This is a genomic window from Pseudomonas sp. 3HC3 (genome assembly GCF_044904505.1).
GTDB lineage: Bacteria > Pseudomonadota > Gammaproteobacteria > Pseudomonadales > Pseudomonadaceae > Aquipseudomonas > Aquipseudomonas putida_Y.
This window is the reverse complement of sequence record NZ_JADDRH010000003.1, coordinates 80,206-99,152: the sequence shown is the minus strand read 5'-3', so window position 1 is coordinate 99,152 and position 18,947 is coordinate 80,206. Positions and strand designations below refer to the sequence as shown.

Annotated in this window: 15 protein-coding genes; all 15 read left to right on the top strand. The window is 61.2% G+C overall.

What is annotated here, in order from left to right; translation table 11 throughout:
* The first annotated feature begins 42 nt into the window (after positions 1-42).
* The 15 genes from bamA (at position 43) to ispD (ending at position 18,651) form a co-directional block, all read left to right on the top strand.
* On the top strand, positions 43-2,403 hold the full coding sequence (gene bamA / locus INQ47_RS07590) for an outer membrane protein assembly factor BamA (RefSeq protein WP_404701439.1): 2,361 nt from the start codon (positions 43-45) through the stop codon (positions 2,401-2,403).
* A gap of 62 nt (positions 2,404-2,465) precedes the next feature.
* A complete protein-coding gene (locus INQ47_RS07585; RefSeq protein ID WP_404701531.1) occupies positions 2,466-2,951 on the top strand; it encodes an OmpH family outer membrane protein in 486 nt (161 codons plus the stop codon).
* A 1-nt stretch (position 2,952) separates the two neighbouring features.
* The gene (gene lpxD, locus INQ47_RS07580) at positions 2,953-4,008 is read left to right on the top strand and encodes a UDP-3-O-(3-hydroxymyristoyl)glucosamine N-acyltransferase (RefSeq protein WP_404701438.1); all 1,056 of its coding nucleotides are present in this window, start codon (positions 2,953-2,955) and stop codon (positions 4,006-4,008) included.
* 114 nt (positions 4,009-4,122) lie between these two features.
* On the top strand, positions 4,123-4,563 hold the full coding sequence (gene fabZ, locus INQ47_RS07575; RefSeq protein WP_003252314.1) for a 3-hydroxyacyl-ACP dehydratase FabZ: 441 nt from the start codon (positions 4,123-4,125) through the stop codon (positions 4,561-4,563).
* The gene (gene lpxA / locus INQ47_RS07570) at positions 4,560-5,336 is read left to right on the top strand and encodes an acyl-ACP--UDP-N-acetylglucosamine O-acyltransferase (RefSeq protein WP_176682763.1); all 777 of its coding nucleotides are present in this window, start codon (positions 4,560-4,562) and stop codon (positions 5,334-5,336) included. The genes fabZ and lpxA overlap by 4 nt, the downstream gene beginning before the upstream one ends.
* Before the next feature lies 1 nt (position 5,337).
* Positions 5,338-6,465 carry a lipid-A-disaccharide synthase gene (gene lpxB / locus INQ47_RS07565; RefSeq protein WP_252460185.1) on the top strand — a complete coding sequence of 376 codons (1,128 nt, stop codon included), beginning with the start codon at positions 5,338-5,340 and terminating at the stop codon, positions 6,463-6,465.
* A gap of 1 nt (position 6,466) precedes the next feature.
* Positions 6,467-7,090 carry a ribonuclease HII gene (rnhB, locus tag INQ47_RS07560; RefSeq protein WP_176682765.1) on the top strand — a complete coding sequence of 208 codons (624 nt, stop codon included), beginning with the start codon at positions 6,467-6,469 and terminating at the stop codon, positions 7,088-7,090.
* Positions 7,091-7,276: 186 nt separating this feature from the next.
* On the top strand, positions 7,277-10,801 hold the full coding sequence (gene dnaE, locus INQ47_RS07555; RefSeq protein WP_404701437.1) for a DNA polymerase III subunit alpha: 3,525 nt from the start codon (positions 7,277-7,279) through the stop codon (positions 10,799-10,801).
* A gap of 106 nt (positions 10,802-10,907) precedes the next feature.
* On the top strand, positions 10,908-11,855 hold the full coding sequence (locus INQ47_RS07550; protein ID WP_252460183.1) for an acetyl-CoA carboxylase carboxyltransferase subunit alpha: 948 nt from the start codon (positions 10,908-10,910) through the stop codon (positions 11,853-11,855).
* A gap of 173 nt (positions 11,856-12,028) precedes the next feature.
* Positions 12,029-13,312: a tRNA lysidine(34) synthetase TilS gene (tilS, locus tag INQ47_RS07545; RefSeq protein ID WP_404701436.1), complete on the top strand. Its 1,284-nt coding sequence runs from the start codon at positions 12,029-12,031 to the stop codon at positions 13,310-13,312.
* 267 nt (positions 13,313-13,579) lie between these two features.
* Entirely contained in the window at positions 13,580-15,208 is a 1,629-nt protein-coding gene (locus INQ47_RS07540) for a CTP synthase (RefSeq protein WP_404701435.1), read from the top strand.
* A 3-nt stretch (positions 15,209-15,211) separates the two neighbouring features.
* Positions 15,212-16,057: a 3-deoxy-8-phosphooctulonate synthase gene (kdsA, locus tag INQ47_RS07535; protein WP_003252332.1), complete on the top strand. Its 846-nt coding sequence runs from the start codon at positions 15,212-15,214 to the stop codon at positions 16,055-16,057.
* A 154-nt stretch (positions 16,058-16,211) separates the two neighbouring features.
* A complete protein-coding gene (gene eno, locus INQ47_RS07530) occupies positions 16,212-17,501 on the top strand; it encodes a phosphopyruvate hydratase (protein WP_021785899.1) in 1,290 nt (429 codons plus the stop codon).
* A 164-nt stretch (positions 17,502-17,665) separates the two neighbouring features.
* The gene (gene ftsB, locus INQ47_RS07525; protein WP_252460181.1) at positions 17,666-17,947 is read left to right on the top strand and encodes a cell division protein FtsB; all 282 of its coding nucleotides are present in this window, start codon (positions 17,666-17,668) and stop codon (positions 17,945-17,947) included.
* Positions 17,944-18,651, top strand: a complete 708-nt coding sequence (gene ispD / locus INQ47_RS07520) for a 2-C-methyl-D-erythritol 4-phosphate cytidylyltransferase (protein ID WP_404701434.1) — start codon at positions 17,944-17,946, stop codon at positions 18,649-18,651. Before ftsB ends, ispD begins: the two co-directional genes overlap by 4 nt.
* The last annotated feature ends 296 nt before the right edge of the window (positions 18,652-18,947 follow it).

The following is an 18,947-nucleotide window of genomic DNA, read 5'->3' as shown; positions in this document are numbered from 1 at the left end:
TAACGGCAGGTTGTTTATTGCCAGTTGGAATAAAAGGACTTCATGAAACGTCTGCTGCTAACTGCGGTCATGTCCGCACTGATGATCGCTGAAGTTCACGCCGAGTCCTTCACCATCTCCGATATTCGCGTCAACGGCCTGCAGCGGGTTTCCGCCGGCAGTGTGTTCGGTGCCTTGCCGCTGAACGTTGGCGACCAGGCCGACGACCGCCGCCTGGTGGACTCGACTCGTTCCTTGTTCAAGACCGGGTTCTTCCAGGACATCCAGTTGAGCCGCGATGGCAATGTGCTGATCATCAACGTGGTCGAGCGCCCGTCGGTGTCGAGCATCGAGATTGAAGGCAACAAGGCGATCAGCACCGAAGACCTGATGAAGGGCCTGAAGCAATCGGGCCTGGCCGAAGGCGAAATCTTCCAGCGCGCCACCCTCGAAGGCGTGCGTAACGAGCTGCAGCGCCAGTACGTGGCCCAGGGCCGTTACTCGGCCGAGGTTGATGCCGAAGTGGTGCCGCAGCCGCGCAACCGTGTAGCGCTGAAGATCAAGATCAACGAAGGCACCGTCGCTGCCATCCAGCACATCAACATCGTTGGTAACAACGTATTCGATGACGAGACCCTGGGGCAGTTGTTCGAGCTGAAGACCACCAACTGGCTGTCGTTCTTCAAGAACGACGACAAGTACGCCCGTGAAAAGCTCTCCGGTGACCTGGAGCGCCTGCGGTCCTACTACCTGGACCGCGGCTACATCAACATGGACATTGCCTCCACCCAGGTGTCCATCACGCCGGACAAGAAGCACGTCTACATCACCGTCAACATCAACGAAGGCGAGAAATACACCGTTCGCGACGTGAAGCTGTCCGGTGATCTCAAGGTGCCGGAAGACCAGGTCAAGTCGCTGCTGCTGGTGCAACCGGGCCAGGTATTCTCGCGCAAGGTGATGACCACCACGTCCGAGCTGATCACCCGCCGTCTGGGTAACGAAGGCTATACCTTCGCCAACGTCAACGGCGTGCCACAGCCGAACGACCAGGACCACACCGTCGACATCATGTTCGTGGTCGACCCGGGCAAACGTGCCTACGTCAACCGCATCAACTACCGCGGCAACACCAAGACCGAAGACGAAGTTCTGCGTCGCGAAATGCGCCAGATGGAAGGTGGCTGGGCTTCGACCTACCTGATCGATCAGTCCAAGACCCGTCTGGAGCGCCTGGGCTACTTCAAGGAAGTGAACGTCGAGACCCCGCAGGTGCCAGGCACCGACGACCAGGTCGACGTCAACTACAGCGTCGAAGAGCAGGCCTCCGGTTCGATCACCGCCAGCGTCGGTTTCGCCCAGAGCGCCGGCCTGATCCTCGGTGGTTCGATCAGCCAGAGCAACTTCCTCGGTACCGGTAACAAGGTATCCGTCGGTCTGACCCGTTCGGAGTACCAGACCCGCTACAACTTTGGCTTCGTTGATCCCTACTTCACTGCCGATGGCGTCAGCCTGGGTTATAACGCCTTCTATCGCAGCACCAATTACGACGACCTCGATGTCGACGTTGCCAGCTATGCGGTGGACAGCTACGGTGCCGGCGTCAGCCTGGGCTATCCGATCAGCGAGACTTCGCGCCTGACCTACGGCCTGAGCGTGCAGCAGGACAAGATCAAGACCGGCAAGTACACCGTTGACGAGATTTTCGACTTCCTCGAGCAGGAAGGTGACAACTTCCTGAACTTCAAGGCATCGATCGGCTGGTCCGAGTCGACCCTGAACAAAGGCGTACTGGCCACTCGTGGTCACTCGCAAAGCCTGACCCTGGAGTCCACCGTTCCGGGCAGCGACCTGTCGTTCTTCAAGCTTGACTACCGTGGCCAGCTGTTCAAGCCGATCACCAACGACTACACCCTGCGCCTGCATACCGAGCTGGGCTATGGTGATGGTTACGGCAGCACCTCCGGCCTGCCGTTCTACGAGAACTATTTCGCGGGCGGTTTCAACTCTGTCCGTGGCTTCAAGGACAGCAGCCTGGGCCCACGCAGTACGCCTAGTCGCGGCGAGGCCGACGGCGGCAAGCCGGGCACTATCCGCGACCCGGATCAGGATCCGTTGCCGTTTGGTGGTAACGTGCTGGTGCAAGGCGGCGCCGAGCTGCTGTTCCCGCTGCCGTTCGTCAAGGACCAGCGTTCACTGCGCACCTCCGTGTTCTGGGACGTGGGTAACGTGTTCGACACCAATTGCGGCAACAAACCTGATTGCGAGAAGGTCGGGTTCTCGGGCATGGCCAGTTCGGTCGGCCTGGGCGTGACCTGGATTACCGCACTGGGCCCGTTGAGCTTCAGCCTGGCAATGCCGGTCAAGAAGCCGGACGATGCCGATACCCAGGTGTTCCAATTCTCTCTGGGCCAGACCTTCTAAGGTCGGCCCCTGCTTAACGACAACGGTTTATCCAGGAGTGCATCGTGCGTAAATTGGCTCAAATGGCCGTAGTGGCCGCGGCGCTGGTCGCCACCCCGGCTTTCGCCGAAATGAAGGTTGCCGTCCTGAACTACCAGATGGCCCTGCTCGAGTCGGATGCCGCCAAGAAGTATGCGGTGGATGCCGAGAAGAAGTTCGGTCCGCAACTGACCAAGCTGAAAAGCCTGGAAAGCAGTGCCAAGGGTATCCAGGATCGCCTGATCAAGGGCGGCGACAAGATGCAGCAGCAGGAGCGCGAGCGTCTGGAACTCGAGTTCAAGCAAAAGGCTCGCGACTTCCAGTTCCAGTCCAAGGAGCTGAACGAAGCCAAGGCCGTTGCTGATCGCGACATGCTCAAGCAGCTGAAGCCGAAGCTGGATGGCGCTGTCGAGGAAGTGATCAAGAAGGGCGGCTACGACCTGGTCCTCGAGCGTGGTGCGGTCATCGATGTCAAGCCTCAGTACGACATCACCCGCCAAGTCATCGAGCGCATGAACCAAGCCCGTTGATATGAGTGTGACCATGACGCTAGGCCAGCTGGCCGAGGCACTTGGAGCCACCCTCAAGGGGCCCGAGGCGCTGCAGATTACCGGGCTGGCCACCTTGCAGGAGGCTGGCCCCGGTCAGTTGAGCTTTCTCGCCAACCCGCAGTACCGCAAATTCCTGGACGACAGCCAGGCGGCTGCAGTGCTGCTGAAGGCGGCGGATGCCGAAGGCTTTGCCGGCAATGCACTGATCGTCGCCGATCCGTACCTGGCCTACGCACGCATTTCCCACCTGTTCGACCCCAAACCCAAGGCTGTGGCGGGTATTCATCCCAGCGCCGTGGTAGCTGAGGACGCGCAGGTGGATGCCAGTGCCAGCATCGGGCCGTTCGCGGTCATCGAAAGTGGTGCGCGCATCGGCGCCAACGTCAGCATCGGCGCACACTGCTTCATCGGTGCCCGCTGTGTGGTCGGTGAAAGTGGTTGGCTGGCACCGCGGGTCACGCTGTATCACGACGTGACCATTGGTAAGCGTGTGGTCATCCAGTCGGGTGCCGTGATCGGCGGCGAGGGCTTCGGCTTTGCCAACGAGAAGGGCATCTGGCGCAAGATTGCCCAGATCGGCGGCGTCACCATTGGTGATGACGTTGAGATCGGTGTCAATACTGCTGTCGACCGTGGCGCGCTGTCCGACACCCGGATCGGCGATGGGGTCAAGCTGGATAACCAGATCCAGATCGCTCACAACGTTCAGGTCGGTGATCACACTGCCATGGCCGCTTGCGTCGGAATCTCCGGCAGCACGCGCATCGGCAAGCACTGCATGCTGGCCGGTGGTGTGGGGCTGGTTGGGCACATCGATATTTGCGATAACGTTTTCGTTTCCGGAATGACCATGGTTACCCGTTCGATCACTGAACCGGGTTCCTATTCTTCCGGCACTGCCATGCAGCCGCTGGCTGACTGGCGCAAGAGCGCCGCGCGTATCCGCCACCTGGACGACATGGCCAAGCGTCTCCAGCAGCTGGAAAAACGCGTCGATACCGTGACCTCAGGTGGCCTGCCGACATCAGAAGGCTGATACCATTCCCTGAGCAAGAGTGAACAGTCGCTAGCTGGCTCCTCTTTGGATTGCAAAAGGAGCGTGTGGTCAGCACCTGCGCTCCCTATTCTTATTACAGGCTTCCCCACCGAAATGATGGACATCAACGAGATTCGCGAATACCTGCCTCACCGCTACCCGTTCCTGCTGGTAGACCGTGTGACGGATCTGGACTTCGAGGCCCAGAGCATTCGTGCCTACAAGAATGTCAGCATCAACGAGCCGTTTTTCAATGGCCACTTCCCGGCACACCCGATCATGCCGGGTGTCCTGATCATCGAAGCCATGGCCCAGGCGGCCGGCATCCTTGGTTTCAAGATGCTCGATGCCAAGCCGGCCGATGGCACCCTGTACTACTTTGTCGGTTCCGACAAACTGCGTTTCCGTCAGCCGGTTCTGCCGGGTGACCAGCTTGTGCTGGAAGCCAAGTTCCTCAGCCGTAAAAGCATGATCTGGAAGTTCGAGTGCCGCGCCCTTGTCGATGGCAAGCCGGTCTGCTCGGCAGAAATCACCTGCGCGGAACGCTCCCTATGAATTCGATTGATCCTCGGGCCATTATCGATCCGTCGGCCAAGCTGGCCGACGGCGTCGAGGTCGGCCCTTGGTCGATCGTTGGCCCTGATGTAGAAATCGGGGAGGGCACCGTTATCGGCCCGCATGTTGTGCTTAAAGGCCCGACCCGCATCGGCAAGCACAACCGTATTTTTCAGTTTTCCTCGATCGGTGAAGATACCCCGGACCTTAAGTACAAGGGTGAGCCGACGCGCCTGGTGATCGGCGATCACAATGTGATTCGCGAAGGGGTGACCATCCACCGCGGTACTGTTCAGGATCGCGCGGAAACCACCGTGGGTGACCACAACCTGATCATGGCCTATGCCCACATTGGCCACGACAGTGTCATCGGCAACCACTGCATCCTGGTCAACAATACAGCGCTGGCAGGTCATGTGCATGTGGGTGACTGGGCGATCCTGTCCGGTTACACCCTGGTTCACCAGTACTGCCACATTGGCGCCCACGCGTTTTCCGGTATGGGCACGGCGATTGGCAAGGACGTTCCGGCCTTCGTGACCGTGTTCGGCAGCCCGGCCGAAGCCCGCAGCATGAACTTCGAGGGCATGCGCCGCCGCGGTTTCAGCGACGAGGTGATCCATGTGCTGCGTCGTTGCTACAAGATTGTCTACCGTCAGGGCCTGACCGTCGAAGACGCCCTCAAGGAGCTGGCCGAACCGGCCGCGCAACACCCCGAGGTCGAGCTGTTCCGTCAGTCGATCCTGAGCTCCGCTCGCGGCATCACGCGCTGATATGGCCCAGCTTTGCGTAGCGCTGGTCGCAGGTGAGGCCAGTGGCGATATTCTTGGTTCAGGCTTGATGCGTGCCCTCAAGGCGCGCCATCCCGACGTACGTTTCATCGGGGTTGGCGGCCCCTTGATGGAGGCTGAAGGCCTGCAATCCTATTTCCCCATGGAACGTCTCGCCGTCATGGGGCTGGTCGAGGTGTTGGGGCGCCTGCGCGAGCTGCTCAAGCGCCGCAAGTTGCTGATCCAGACCCTGATCGAAGAAAAGCCCGACGTATTCATCGGCATCGACGCCCCTGACTTCACCCTCAATATCGAGCTGAAGCTGCGCCAGGCCGGGATCAAGACCGTGCACTATGTCAGCCCGTCAGTGTGGGCTTGGCGGCAGAAGCGCGTGCTGAAGATTCGCGAGGGCTGCGACCTGATGCTGACGCTGTTGCCGTTCGAGGCGCGGTTCTACGAAGAGCAGGGTGTGCCAGTGCGCTTTGTCGGCCACCCGCTGGCAGACACCATCCCGCTTGAAGCCGACCGCTCGGTCGCGCGTGCCACGCTGGGCCTGGGCGAGGGGCCGGTGGTGGCACTGATGCCGGGCAGCCGGGGCGGCGAAGTAGGGCGCCTGGGTGCGTTATTCCTCGACGCCGCCGAGCGCCTCTGCCAACAAGTGCCGGGTGTGTGCTTCGTGTTGCCCTGCGCCAATGCCACGCGGCGCGCCCAGATCGAGCAGATGCTGGAAGGGCGTCAACTGCCGCTGACCTTGCTCGACGGCCAGTCGCATCAAGCTCTGGCGGCCTGTGACGCGGTGCTGATTGCCTCGGGCACCGCCACCCTCGAGGCGCTGTTGTACAAGCGGCCGATGGTGGTGGCGTACCGCTTGGCGCCCTTGACCTACTGGATTCTCAAGCGTCTGGTGAAAAGCCCTTACGTGTCATTGCCGAACCTGCTGGCCCAGCGCGAGCTGGTGCCCGAGCTGCTGCAAGACGACGCTACCAGCGAAGCGCTGGCCAACACCTTGGCGCCACTGGTACGCGACGGAAGCCAGCAGACTGAACGTTTCGACGAAATTCACCGCACCCTGCGCCGTGACGCCTCCAATCAGGCGGCCGAGGCGGTACTGGCCCTGCTCAAGGACCGCTGACATGCAAATTGGACTGGACTTCAACCTGGTAGAAGACCTGGTCGCCGGCGTTGACGAAGTGGGCCGTGGCCCGCTGTGTGGCGCAGTGGTCACGGCGGCGGTGATTCTTGATCCTGCACGGCCGATTCTCGGTCTGAACGATTCGAAGAAACTCACAGAAGCCAAGCGTGAGGCGCTGTTCGACGAGATCTGCGAAAAGGCCTTGAGCTTCTGCATCGCCCGCGCCGAAGTCGAGGAAATCGACAGCCTGAACATCCTGCAGGCCACCATGCTGGCCATGCAGCGGGCAGTGGAGGGCTTGCACATTACGCCAAAGCTGGCCCTGATTGATGGCAATCGCTGCCCGAAGCTGGCGGTGCCGGCAGCACCGGTGGTCAAGGGGGATAGCCAGGTGCCGGCCATTGCGGCGGCATCGATCCTGGCCAAGGTGACCCGTGATCGGGAGATGAGTGCGTTCGAACTGATCTACCCGGGTTACGGCATTGGCGGGCACAAGGGCTACCCGACCCCGGTGCATCTCGAGGCCTTGGCGCGCCTTGGGCCTACGCCCATTCATCGGCGATCCTTCGCCCCTGTGCGGGCGGCCTGGGAAGCGCGCGAAGGCGTCACCGATTCCCTGATCTGACCTATTGGGGCCGCTTTGCGGCCCTTCGCGGGCACGCCCGCTCCCACAGGATTCATCGGCCTGAGCAGCGGGGCCGTACCTGTGGGAGCGGGCGTGCCCGCGAAGGGCTGCAAAGCAGCCCCAAAAAAAGCCCCTAGTTAGGCTACAATCCCGCCCTTGTCGTTAAGCACTGCTACAGGATCTTCCATGTCGGTTTCCTTCGTTCACCTGCGCGTCCACTCCGAATTCTCGCTGGTTGACGGCCTGGTGCGGATAAAACCGCTGGCCAAGGCGCTGACCGGGATGAGCATGCCGGCGGTCGCCATCACCGATCAGAGCAACATGTGCTCGCTGGTGAAGTTCTACAAGACTGCCATGGGGGCCGGTATCAAACCGATCTGCGGTGCCGACCTGTGGCTGGCCGGTGCCGACCCGGAAGCCCCGCTGTCGCGCATCTGCTTCCTGGCCATGGACCCCAAAGGCTATCGCAACCTCACCGAATTGATCTCGCGCGGCTGGACCGATGGCCAGCGCAACGGCCTGGTCATCCTCCAGCGTGAATGGATCGCCCCCGCCAGCGAGGGCCTGATTGCCCTTTCCGCGGGTAAGGAAGGCGACATCGGCATGGCCTTGCTGGCTGGGCGGCAAGATGAAGCCGAAGCGCTACTTCAAGACTGGATGGGCATGTTCCCCGAGCGCTTCTACGTTGAAGTGCAGCGCACCAATCGCGCACGCGACGAGGAATACGTGCATGCGGCGGTGGCGTTGGCCGACAAGCTTGGCGCCCCGCTGGTGGCTACCAACGACGTGCGCTTCATCAAGCAGACGGACTTCGACGCCCACGAAACCCGCGTATGCATCGGCGAGGGCTGGACCCTCGACGACCCGCGCCGTCCGCGTGGCTACAGCGACCAGCAGTACCTGAAGTCGGCCGAGGAAATGGCTGAGCTGTTCAGTGACCTGCCCGACGCCATCGCCAACACCGTCGAAATCGCCAAACGCTGCAACATCCAGGTACAACTGGGCAAGTACTTCCTGCCTGACTTCCCTACGCCCAACGGCATGGGCATCGACGACTACCTGCGGCATGTGTCCCACGAAGGCCTGGAAGAGCGCCTGGCGGTGCTGTGGCCAAAAGAGACCACGCCCAATTATGAAGAAAAACGTCAGGTTTACCTGGACCGCTTGAAGTTCGAACTGGACATCATCATCCAGATGGGCTTCCCCGGTTACTTCCTGATTGTTATGGACTTCATCAAGTGGGCCAAGAACAACGATGTACCGGTTGGCCCAGGCCGCGGTTCGGGTGCTGGTTCGCTGGTGGCCTACGTTCTGAAGATCACCGATCTCGACCCGTTGGCCTACGACCTGCTGTTCGAGCGCTTCCTCAACCCTGAACGTGTTTCCATGCCCGACTTCGACGTCGACTTCTGCATGGACGGCCGTGACCGGGTGATCGATTACGTGGCCGAAGCCTACGGTCGTAATGCGGTGAGCCAGATCATCACCTTCGGTACCATGGCCGCCAAGGCGGTGGTACGTGACGTGGCGCGGGTGCAAGGCAAGTCCTATGGCCTGGCCGACCGCCTGTCGAAGATGATCCCCTTCGAAGTGGGCATGACCCTGGAGAAGGCCTACGAGCAGGAAGAAATCCTGCGCGACTTTCTCAAGGGCGACGAAGACGCCCGTGAGATCTGGGACATGGCCCTGAAGCTGGAGGGTGTGACCCGGGGTACCGGCAAGCACGCCGGCGGTGTGGTTATCGCACCGACCAAGCTCACCGACTTTTCGCCGATCGCCTGTGATGAAGAGGGTGGTGGCCTGGTAACCCAGTTCGACAAGGATGACGTCGAGGCTGCCGGCTTGGTGAAGTTCGACTTCCTCGGCCTGCGTACCTTGACCATCATCAAGTGGGCGATGGAGATCATCAACCGCGAGCAGGCCAAGAAGAACCTGCCTGACCTCAATATCGACTTCATTCCGCTGGACGACCGCAAGACCTACGAGCTGCTGCAGAAGGCCGAAACCACGGCGGTGTTCCAGCTTGAATCGCGGGGCATGAAGGAGCTGATCAAGAAGCTCAAGCCCGACTGCCTGGAAGACCTGATCGCACTGGTTGCGCTGTTCCGCCCGGGCCCGCTGCAATCGGGCATGGTGGACGACTTCATCAACCGCAAGCACGGCCGCGCCGAACTGGCCTACCCGCACTCCGACTACCAGTATGAAGGCCTCAAGCCAGTACTGGCGCCGACCTACGGCATCATCCTGTACCAGGAACAGGTGATGCAGATCGCCCAGGTGATGGCAGGTTATACCCTGGGTGGTGCCGACATGCTGCGCCGGGCCATGGGTAAGAAAAAGCCCGAGGAAATGGCCAAGCAGCGCGGTGGTTTCATCGAAGGTTGCGTAGCCAACAATATCGATGCGGACCTCGCCGGTAACATCTTCGACCTGGTAGAAAAGTTCGCTGGCTACGGCTTCAACAAATCCCACTCCGCCGCCTATGGCCTGGTGTCGTACCAGACCGCCTGGCTGAAAACCCACTACCCGGCGCCGTTCATGGCTGCGGTCCTGTCGGCGGATATGCACAACACCGACAAGGTGGTGGTGCTGGTGGAGGAGGTGCGCAGCATGAAGCTGCGCCTCGACGCGCCGGACGTGAACTTCTCGGACTTCAAGTTCACCGTCAACAACGACGGCCGGATCGTCTACGGCCTTGGCGCCATCAAGGGCGTCGGCGAAGGCCCGGTGGAGGCGATTGTCGAGGCCCGTGCCCAAGGCGGTCCGTTCAAGGACCTGTTCGATTTCTGTGAACGCATCGACCTCAAGCGGGTCAACAAGCGTACCCTTGATGCGCTGGTGCGCAGTGGCGCGCTGGACCGCCTTGGCCCGCACTTCCATGACGAGATCAAGGCCTACCACGCCAACATCGACATCAATCGGGCAACCTTGCTGTCGGCGCTGGGCGAGGCCATCAAGGCAGCCGAGCAGGCTGCGCACACCGCTGACAGTGGCCATGTCGACCTGTTCGGCGGCATGTTCGACGCGGCAGATGTCGACGTCTATGCCAACCATCGCAAGGTGCGCGAGCTCACCCTCAAGGAGCGTCTGAAGGGGGAGAAAGACACCCTTGGCCTGTACCTGACCGGCCACCCGATCGACGAGTACGAGACCGAAATTCGCCGCTTCGCCCGCCAGCGCATCGTCGACCTCAAGCCGTCGCGCGAAACCCAGACCATCGCCGGCATGATCATTGCGCTGCGGGTGATGAAGAACAAGAAGGGCGACAAGATGGGCTTTGTCACCCTGGATGACCGTTCCGGGCGGATCGAAGCATCGCTGTTTGCCGATGCCTTCATGGCGGCACAGTCTTTGCTGCAGACCGATGCCATGGTGGTGGTGGAAGGCGAGGTCAGCAATGACGACTTCTCCGGGGGCTTGCGCCTGCGGGTGAAGCAGGTGATGACCATGGAAGACGCGCGCACCAAGCTGGCTGAGAGCCTGCGCCTGAAGGTGGCGCACGACGCACTGAAAGGCGACCGGCTGAAGTGGCTGGGCGAGCTGATCACCCGCCATCGTGGTGCTTGCCCGATCACGCTGGAGTACACCGGCAGCGACGCCAAGGCCATGCTGCAGTTTGGCGAGCAGTGGGCGATCGACCCGGCCGATGGGCTGATTCAGGCGCTGCGTGACCAGTTCGGGCGTGAGAACGTCTTCCTGCAATATCGTTGAACCGACAAAAATTTAATCTCGACCTGAATGCGCCTGATCCCTTAAGGTATGGCGCCAAACGGATCAACCGGCCGGCCGCCTGGCCGTAGACCCAAGACGGATGACTATGAACCCGAATTTCCTCGATTTCGAACAGCCGATTGCCGACCTGCAAGCCAAGATCGAAGGCCTGCGCCTGGTGGGTAACGACAACTCGCTGAACATCAGCGATGAAATTGCCCGTCTGCAAGACAAGAGCAACACCCTGACCGAAAGCATCTTCGGCAACCTGACCAGCTGGCAGATCGCCCGCCTGGCCCGTCACCCGCGTCGTCCATACACCCTGGACTACCTGGAGCACATCTTCACCGAGTTCGAAGAGCTGCACGGGGACCGTCACTTCTCTGACGACGCCGCCATCGTGGGTGGTACTGCGCGTCTGGACGGCAAACCGGTGATGGTCATTGGCCACCAGAAGGGCCGTGAAGTGCGCGAGAAAGTGCGTCGCAACTTCGGCATGCCGCGCCCGGAAGGCTACCGCAAGGCCTGTCGCCTGATGGAAATGGCCGAACGCTTCAAGATGCCGATCCTGACCTTCATCGACACGCCGGGCGCCTACCCGGGTATTGACGCCGAAGAACGTAACCAGAGTGAAGCCATTGCCTGGAACCTGCGGGTCATGGCACGCCTGAAAACCCCGATCATCGCTACCGTGATTGGTGAGGGTGGTTCCGGTGGGGCACTGGCCATTGGCGTGTGCGACCAACTGAACATGCTGCAGTACTCCACCTATTCGGTTATCTCGCCGGAAGGCTGTGCTTCGATTCTGTGGAAAACTGCCGACAAAGCAGCAGACGCGGCCGAAGCCATGGGTATCACTGCCGAGCGCCTGAAGAGCCTGAACATTGTCGACAAGGTCATCCAGGAGCCGCTGGGCGGCGCCCACCGTGACCCGGCCCAAATGTCCGAAAGCATCCGTGCCGATCTGGTGCAGCAGTTGGACATGCTCGGCAAGTTCGACAGCGACGCGCTGCTGGCCCGTCGTTACGAGCGCCTGATGAGCTACGGTCTCTGATTCTGATTTGCCCCGGGGGCCGTTTTTGTGGCCCTTGTGATTGACGGCACCGGCTTTGCCGGTGTTCGCGGGTAAACCCGCTCCTACAGGTATTGCGCTGCCCTTGAGGCTTGTGCCGTGCATGTGGGAGCGGGCTTGCCCGCGAATGCTTTCTTGAATCGAGCGAGGGCTAGATGATCAACCTCACTCCTTGGCTCAACGCCCCCGCCTGGCACGTCGCCTTCTCCGGCGGCCTCGATTCCACCGTCCTCCTGCACCTGCTGGCTGATTACGCCCGTAATCACGTTTCCCCCCCGCTGCGCGCCATTCATGTCCACCATGGCCTGCAGTCCGCTGCTGACGCCTGGCCCGCCCACTGCCAAGCCATCTGCGACAATTTTGGCATCGAACTCCAGGTCATCCACGTCCAGGTCAGCCCCGGCGCGAGCCTTGAACAGGCCGCTCGCGACGCCCGCTATGCCGCTTTCAGGCAAGTGCTCGGCCCGGGCGACATCCTGTTCACCGGCCAGCACCGCGACGACCAGGCCGAGACCCTGCTGTTTCGCCTGTTGCGCGGTGCCGGTCTGCGCGGCCTGGCAGCCATGCCGGTGCAGCGGGCATTAGGGCCGGGCAGCCTGGTAAGGCCGTTGCTGGGTTGTTCCCGGCAGCAGTTGCAGGACTACGGCAAAGCCCAAGGGTTGGTCTGGATCGAAGACCCGTCAAACGCCGACACACAATTCGCCCGCAACTACCTGCGCGGCGAAGTGATGCCGCACTTGCAGCAACGTTGGCCTCAGGTCAGCCAGAACTTCGCCCGTGCAGCAGAGCATCTGGGTGAGGCGCTGGGTTTGCTGGACGAACTGGCCCAGGAGGATCTGGCGCTTGCGCGTAAGGGGGCGCCCATCGCCTGGCCGGGGCTGGATTCCCTCGACCTGGCTACCCTGGTAGCGCTATCGCCAGCCCGTCAGCGCAATGCCGTGCAGTACTGGCTGAGCCAGCGCACCCGTTTGCCCGATACCCGGCACTGGGCCGGCTGGGCAGACCTGCGCGATGCCGCTGCCGATGCCCGGCCAGTCTGGCGGCTTGCCGATGGACGGTTGGTGCGTAGCCACGGGCGCATCTGGTGGTTGAGCGGTGATTGGCTACAGCAACCGGTTGGCTCGCTGGCCTGGCCCGACCCAGATGGGCCGTTGCGGTTGCCGGGCAATGGTTGCGTGCGTCTTGTTGGCGCAGCCGGGCCGGGCGGGTTGCGCATTGCCTACCGTCAGGGTGGTGAAATGCTGGAGATTCCCGGCCGTGGACGGCGTGACCTCAAGCGCCTGCTCAACGAGCAGCAGGTGCCGCATTTCCTGCGCTCGCGCCTGCCGTTGCTCTATCACGGCGAACGCCTGCTGGCGGTGGCCAACCTGTCCGGGCTGGTGCAGGCGAATTGCCAACTGCACTGGCAGTTACCGACGAACGCGCAAGGTTTGAGCTGAAGGGTACATTCCGGTAGACTACCCTCCCTTCTTGATACAACTTCTGTGGGTTCCGCGAAAACACAGGAGTTGCCGATTACCAAGCAGTTTTTTGCCGAGCTGATTCTGGAAATGACGAGCGAACGCCATGCCGGGTATACCCTGGCTGTACAGACGCGGCAGTTTTTCGAGATGCACTGTGATTGACGCAGGTGATCGGGGGCTTCGGCCTTCCTTCGCTTTCTCCGGCGGCGCTGGCCGCCTTAACGCAGACTTCTAGGGTTTTTCATGACGCGCTACATATTCGTCACGGGCGGTGTTGTTTCTTCATTGGGGAAAGGCATTGCCTCGGCTTCCCTGGCGGCCATCCTGGAAGCGCGGGGCCTGAAGGTCACCATGCTCAAGCTGGATCCGTACATCAACGTCGACCCGGGCACCATGAGCCCGTTCCAGCACGGTGAAGTGTTCGTCACACACGATGGCGCCGAGACCGACCTCGACCTGGGGCACTACGAGCGGTTCATCCGCACCACCATGACCCAGAACAACAACTTCACCACCGGCCGTATCTACGAGCACGTGCTGCGCAAAGAGCGTCGTGGTGATTATCTGGGCGCGACCATCCAGGTCATCCCGCACATCACCGACGAAATCAAGCGTCGCATCATCAAGGGTGCCGGCGATGCCGACGTGGCCCTGGTGGAGATCGGCGGTACCGTGGGTGATATCGAGTCGCAGCCGTTCCTCGAGGCGATTCGCCAGCTGCGCGTCGAAGTGGGCTCCAAGCGTGCCATGCTGATGCACCTGACCCTGGTCCCGTACATCGCCACCGCAGGCGAAACCAAGACCAAGCCGACTCAGCACTCGGTCAAGGAGCTGCGCTCCATCGGCCTGCAGCCTGACGTGCTGATCTGCCGCTCCGACCACCCGGTCGATGCTTCGTCGCGTCGCAAGATCGCGCTGTTCACCAACGTTGAAGAGCGTGCGGTGATTTCGCTGGAAGACGTCGACACCATCTACAAGATCCCGGGCGTGCTGCATGCTCAGGGCCTGGACGACTTCGTCGTCGAGCGCTTCGGCCTGCAGTGCAATGGTGCCGACCTGTCCGAGTGGGACAAGGTGGTCGATGCCAAGCTCAACCCGGAGCACGAAGTGACCATCGCCATGGTCGGCAAGTACATGGAGCTGCTGGATGCGTACAAGTCGCTGATCGAAGCGATGAGCCACGCCGGCATCACCAACCGTACCAAGGTCAACCTGCGTTACATCGATTCGGAAGACATCGAGAACCAGGGCACCAGCCTGCTCGAAGGCGCCGATGCCATCCTGGTACCGGGCGGTTTCGGCCTGCGCGGCGTGGAAGGCAAGATCACCGCGGTGCAATATGCCCGTGAAAACAAGGTGCCGTACCTGGGTATCTGCCTGGGCATGCAGGTGGCCGTCATCGAATTCGCCCGTAACGTGATGGGCTGGAAAGACGCCAACTCCACCGAGTTCGACCGTAACAGCGGCCACCCAGTGGTCGGCCTGATCACCGAGTGGGCCGATGCCACCGGTGCCGTCGAGACCCGCGACGAGGCTTCCGACCTGGGCGGCACCATGCGCCTGGGCGCACAGGACTGCCAGCTGACTGCCGGTTCCAAGGTGCACGACTGCTACGGCAAGGATGTGATCACCGAGCGTCACCGTCACCGCTACGAAGTGAACAACAACCTGCTGCCACAACTGGTGGACGCTGGTCTGGTGGTTTCCGGCCGTTCCGAAGACGGCGCGCTGGTGGAAGTGGTCGAATCCAAGGATCACCCATGGTTCGTCGCTTGTCAGTTCCACCCGGAGTTCACCTCCACCCCGCGTGACGGCCACCCGCTGTTCAGCGGCTTCGTCAAGGCAGCCCTGGCTCAGAAGAACAAGGCCTGATCAATGACCCAGAAGATCATTCGCGTCGGTAACATCGAGATCGCCAACGACAAGCCGTTCGTCCTGTTCGGCGGCATGAACGTTCTGGAATCCCGTGATCTGGCGATGAAGGTCTGCGAAGAGTACGTGCGGGTTACCGAGAAGCTTGGTATCCCGTATGTGTTCAAGGCCAGCTTCGACAAGGCCAACCGTTCGTCGGTAACGTCCTACCGTGGCCCTGGCATGGAAGAGGGGCTGAAGATCTTCGAAGAGATCAAGCGCACCTTCAACGTGCCGGTGATCACCGACGTGCACGAGCCTTACCAGGCCGAGCCCGTCGCCAAGGTATGCGACATTATCCAGCTGCCGGCTTTCCTCTCGCGGCAGACTGATCTGGTGGTGGCCATGGCCAAGACCGGCGTGGTGATCAACATCAAGAAGGCTCAGTTCCTCGCACCTCAGGAAATGAAACACATCCTGGCCAAGTGCGAAGAAGCCGGTAACGACCAATTGATACTCTGCGAGCGTGGTTCGAGCTTCGGCTACAACAACCTGGTGGTCGACATGCTGGGCTTCGGCATCATGAAGCAGTTCGACTACCCGGTGTTCTTCGACGTGACCCACGCCCTGCAGATGCCGGGTGGCCGCGCCGATTCCGCCGGCGGCCGTCGTGCCCAGGTCACCGACCTGGCCAAGGCCGGCATGAGCCAGGGCCTGGCCGGGCTTTTCCTCGAAGCCCACCCCGACCCGGACAACGCCAAGTGCGATGGCCCATGCGCCCTGCGCCTGGACAAACTGGAGCCGTTTCTGGTCCAACTCAAGCAATTGGACGACCTGGTGAAAAGTTTTCCGACGGTAGAAACCGCGTAAAGCTCATTTCTCGGGTAAAGTACCGCCCGATCCACCCCTGACCAGTCGGTCAGGGGCTCCCTTCATCAGGCCTGCCCAAAGCAAGTTCGCCCGGTGAACGGCAAGAATTTCCTAAGCTAAGTTGTTTTCGTCAAATTCTGGAGTGCTTACAACAATGGCAAAAATCGTCGACATCAAAGGTCGTGAAGTTCTCGATTCGCGTGGCAACCCCACTGTGGAAGCCGACGTACTGCTCGACAACGGCATCATCGGCAGCGCTTGCGCGCCGTCCGGTGCTTCTACCGGCTCGCGCGAAGCGCTGGAGCTGCGTGATGGCGACAAGAGCCGTTACATGGGCAAGGGCGTGCTGAAGGCCGTCGCCAACATCAACGGCCCGATCCGCGACCTGCTGCTGGGCAAGGATCCTTCCGACCAGAAGGCTCTGGACCGCGCCATGATCGAACTGGACGGTACCGAGAACAAGGCCAAGCTGGGCGCCAACGCCATCCTGGCTGTTTCCCTGGCTGCCGCCAAAGCTGCTGCCCAGGACCAGGACCTGCCGCTGTACGCGCACATCGCCAATCTGAACGGCACCCCGGGCGAGTACTCGATGCCGGTTCCGATGATGAACATCATCAACGGTGGCGAGCACGCTGACAACAACGTCGACATCCAGGAGTTCATGGTTCAGCCGGTTGGCGCCAAGACCTTCTCTGACGGCCTGCGCATGGGCACCGAAATCTTCCACCACCTCAAGGCCGTACTGAAGGCCCGTGGCCTGAACACCGCCGTAGGTGATGAAGGTGGTTTCGCCCCTAACCTGGCATCCAACGAAGACGCCCTGGGCGCCATCGCCGAAGCTGTCGAAAAAGCCGGCTACAAGCTGGGCACCGACGTGACCCTGGCCCTGGACTGCGCGGCTTCCGAATTTTACGAAGACGGCAAGTACAACCTGTCCGGCGAAGGCAAGTCGTTCGACGCCGAAGGCTTCGCCGACTACCTGAAAGGCCTGACCGAGCGTTTCCCGATCATTTCGATCGAAGACGGCCTGGACGAGTCCGACTGGGCTGGCTGGAAAATCCTCACTGACAAGATCGGTGAAAAAGTCCAGCTGGTCGGTGACGACCTGTTCGTGACGAACACCAAGATCCTCAAGGAAGGCATCGAGAAGGGCATTGGTAACTCGATCCTGATCAAGTTCAACCAGATCGGCTCGCTGACCGAAACCCTGGAAGCCATCCAGATGGCCAAAGCTGCCGGTTACACTGCAGTGATCTCGCACCGTTCCGGTGAAACCGAGGACTCGACCATCGCCGACCTGGCTGTGGGTACTGCTGCTGGCCAGATCAAGACGGGTTCGCTGTGCCGTTCCGACCGCGTTTCCAAGTACAACCAGCTGCTGCGCATCGAAGAGCAACTGGGCGCCAAAGCGGTTTACCGCGGTCGTGCCGAGTTTCGCGGCTAAGCAAGAGATGGTAAAAAGGCAGCAGCCGAAGTTGTAGGAACGTTCGTACTGAACTTTCCTACGTACCAACGGGTTTCTGTCGACGAAGCCTGGCCTCGGCCAGGCTTCGTGCTATTTGAGGCCCCGAAGTAAAAAGCGGCAGCCTTTTTAACCTGGATAACGTGATGCGCAGTCCCTATTGGTTGTTCCTCGTTCTGCTCTTGCTGTTGGGTGGCCTGCAGTACCGCCTGTGGGTGGGTAACGGCAGCCTGGAGCAAGTGACCGAACTGAAGCAGCAGATTGCCGATCAGCATGCCGAAAACGAGCGTTTGCTCGAGCGTAATCGCGTGCTCGATGCTGAAGTGCTGGAGCTGAAAAAAGGCATGGAGACCGTTGAAGAACGAGCCCGCCATGAATTGGGGATGGTCAAAGAGGGCGAAACCCTCTTCCAGTTGCCACAGAAATGATCGATACCTTGCCGGCCTTCTGGGCCGTGATTCCTGCGGCGGGTGTAGGTGCCCGCATGGCTGCCGACCGCCCCAAGCAATACCTGGAGCTGGCTGGGCAGACCCTTCTCGAGCACAGCCTCGACTGTTTTCTTGGCCACCCGGCGCTTAAAGGCGTGGTGGTCAGCATTGCCGAAGATGACCCGTACTGGCCTGGCCTGCGCTACGCCAGCGACCCACGCATCCAGTGTGCGTCGGGCGGGCGTGAACGAGCTGACTCGGTGCTTAACGCCTTGCTGATGCTGAATGCTCAGGGGGCGGCTGAAAGCGACTGGGTACTGGTGCACGATGCCGCGCGGCCGAACCTGGCGCGCAGCGACCTGGACAAGCTGTTGTCGGAGCTGGCGGACGACCCGGTGGGTGGTCTGCTGGCGGTGCCGGCGCGCGATACCCTCAAGCGCGCCGACAGCAATGGCCGGGTGAGTGCTACTGTGGACCGCAGCACGATCTGGCAGGCGTACACACCACAGATGTTCCGCCTTGGAGCGTTGCACCGGGCGCTGGCCGAATGCCTGGTATCGGATGTGGTGGTGACCGATGAGGCTTCTGCCATCGAATGGTCCGGTCAGGCGCCGCGGCTCGTGGAAGGGCGCAGTGACAACATAAAGGTGACCCGGCCCGAAGATCTCGAATGGTTGCGCCAGCGCTGGGCGGGTAAACGCTGAGCGTTCTCCTGTGCCGGTCTCTTCGCGGGTAAACCCGCTCCTACCACGGTGGTGGACACACATCGGCAGTTGGACACAGGCCGCCGTAGGAGCGGGTTTACCCGCGAAGAGGCCGGCCCTGTTGGCCAATCTCCACCCGCCGTTCACCGTTACCGCCGCTACCGTATTCGCGGGTAAACCCGCTCCTACACAGATCGGTGGTGGACACACATCGGCGGTTGGACACAGGCCGCCGTAGGAGCGGGTTTACCCGCGAAGAGGCCGGCCCTGCTGGCCAATCTCCACCCGCCGTACAC

Excerpts from the sequence above, each read along its gene's own strand:
- bamA (WP_404701439.1), top strand. The coding sequence starts at position 43 with ATGAAACGTCTGCTGCTAACTGCGGTCATGTCCGCACTGATGATCGCT.
- INQ47_RS07585 (WP_404701531.1), top strand. The coding sequence starts at position 2,466 with ATGGCCGTAGTGGCCGCGGCGCTGGTCGCCACCCCGGCTTTCGCCGAA.
- lpxD (WP_404701438.1), top strand. The coding sequence starts at position 2,953 with ATGAGTGTGACCATGACGCTAGGCCAGCTGGCCGAGGCACTTGGAGCC.
- fabZ (WP_003252314.1), top strand. The coding sequence starts at position 4,123 with ATGATGGACATCAACGAGATTCGCGAATACCTGCCTCACCGCTACCCG.
- lpxA (WP_176682763.1), top strand. The coding sequence starts at position 4,560 with ATGAATTCGATTGATCCTCGGGCCATTATCGATCCGTCGGCCAAGCTG.
- lpxB (WP_252460185.1), top strand. The coding sequence starts at position 5,338 with ATGGCCCAGCTTTGCGTAGCGCTGGTCGCAGGTGAGGCCAGTGGCGAT.
- rnhB (WP_176682765.1), top strand. The coding sequence starts at position 6,467 with ATGCAAATTGGACTGGACTTCAACCTGGTAGAAGACCTGGTCGCCGGC.
- dnaE (WP_404701437.1), top strand. The coding sequence starts at position 7,277 with ATGTCGGTTTCCTTCGTTCACCTGCGCGTCCACTCCGAATTCTCGCTG.
- INQ47_RS07550 (WP_252460183.1), top strand. The coding sequence starts at position 10,908 with ATGAACCCGAATTTCCTCGATTTCGAACAGCCGATTGCCGACCTGCAA.
- tilS (WP_404701436.1), top strand. The coding sequence starts at position 12,029 with ATGATCAACCTCACTCCTTGGCTCAACGCCCCCGCCTGGCACGTCGCC.
- INQ47_RS07540 (WP_404701435.1), top strand. The coding sequence starts at position 13,580 with ATGACGCGCTACATATTCGTCACGGGCGGTGTTGTTTCTTCATTGGGG.
- kdsA (WP_003252332.1), top strand. The coding sequence starts at position 15,212 with ATGACCCAGAAGATCATTCGCGTCGGTAACATCGAGATCGCCAACGAC.
- eno (WP_021785899.1), top strand. The coding sequence starts at position 16,212 with ATGGCAAAAATCGTCGACATCAAAGGTCGTGAAGTTCTCGATTCGCGT.
- ftsB (WP_252460181.1), top strand. The coding sequence starts at position 17,666 with ATGCGCAGTCCCTATTGGTTGTTCCTCGTTCTGCTCTTGCTGTTGGGT.
- ispD (WP_404701434.1), top strand. The coding sequence starts at position 17,944 with ATGATCGATACCTTGCCGGCCTTCTGGGCCGTGATTCCTGCGGCGGGT.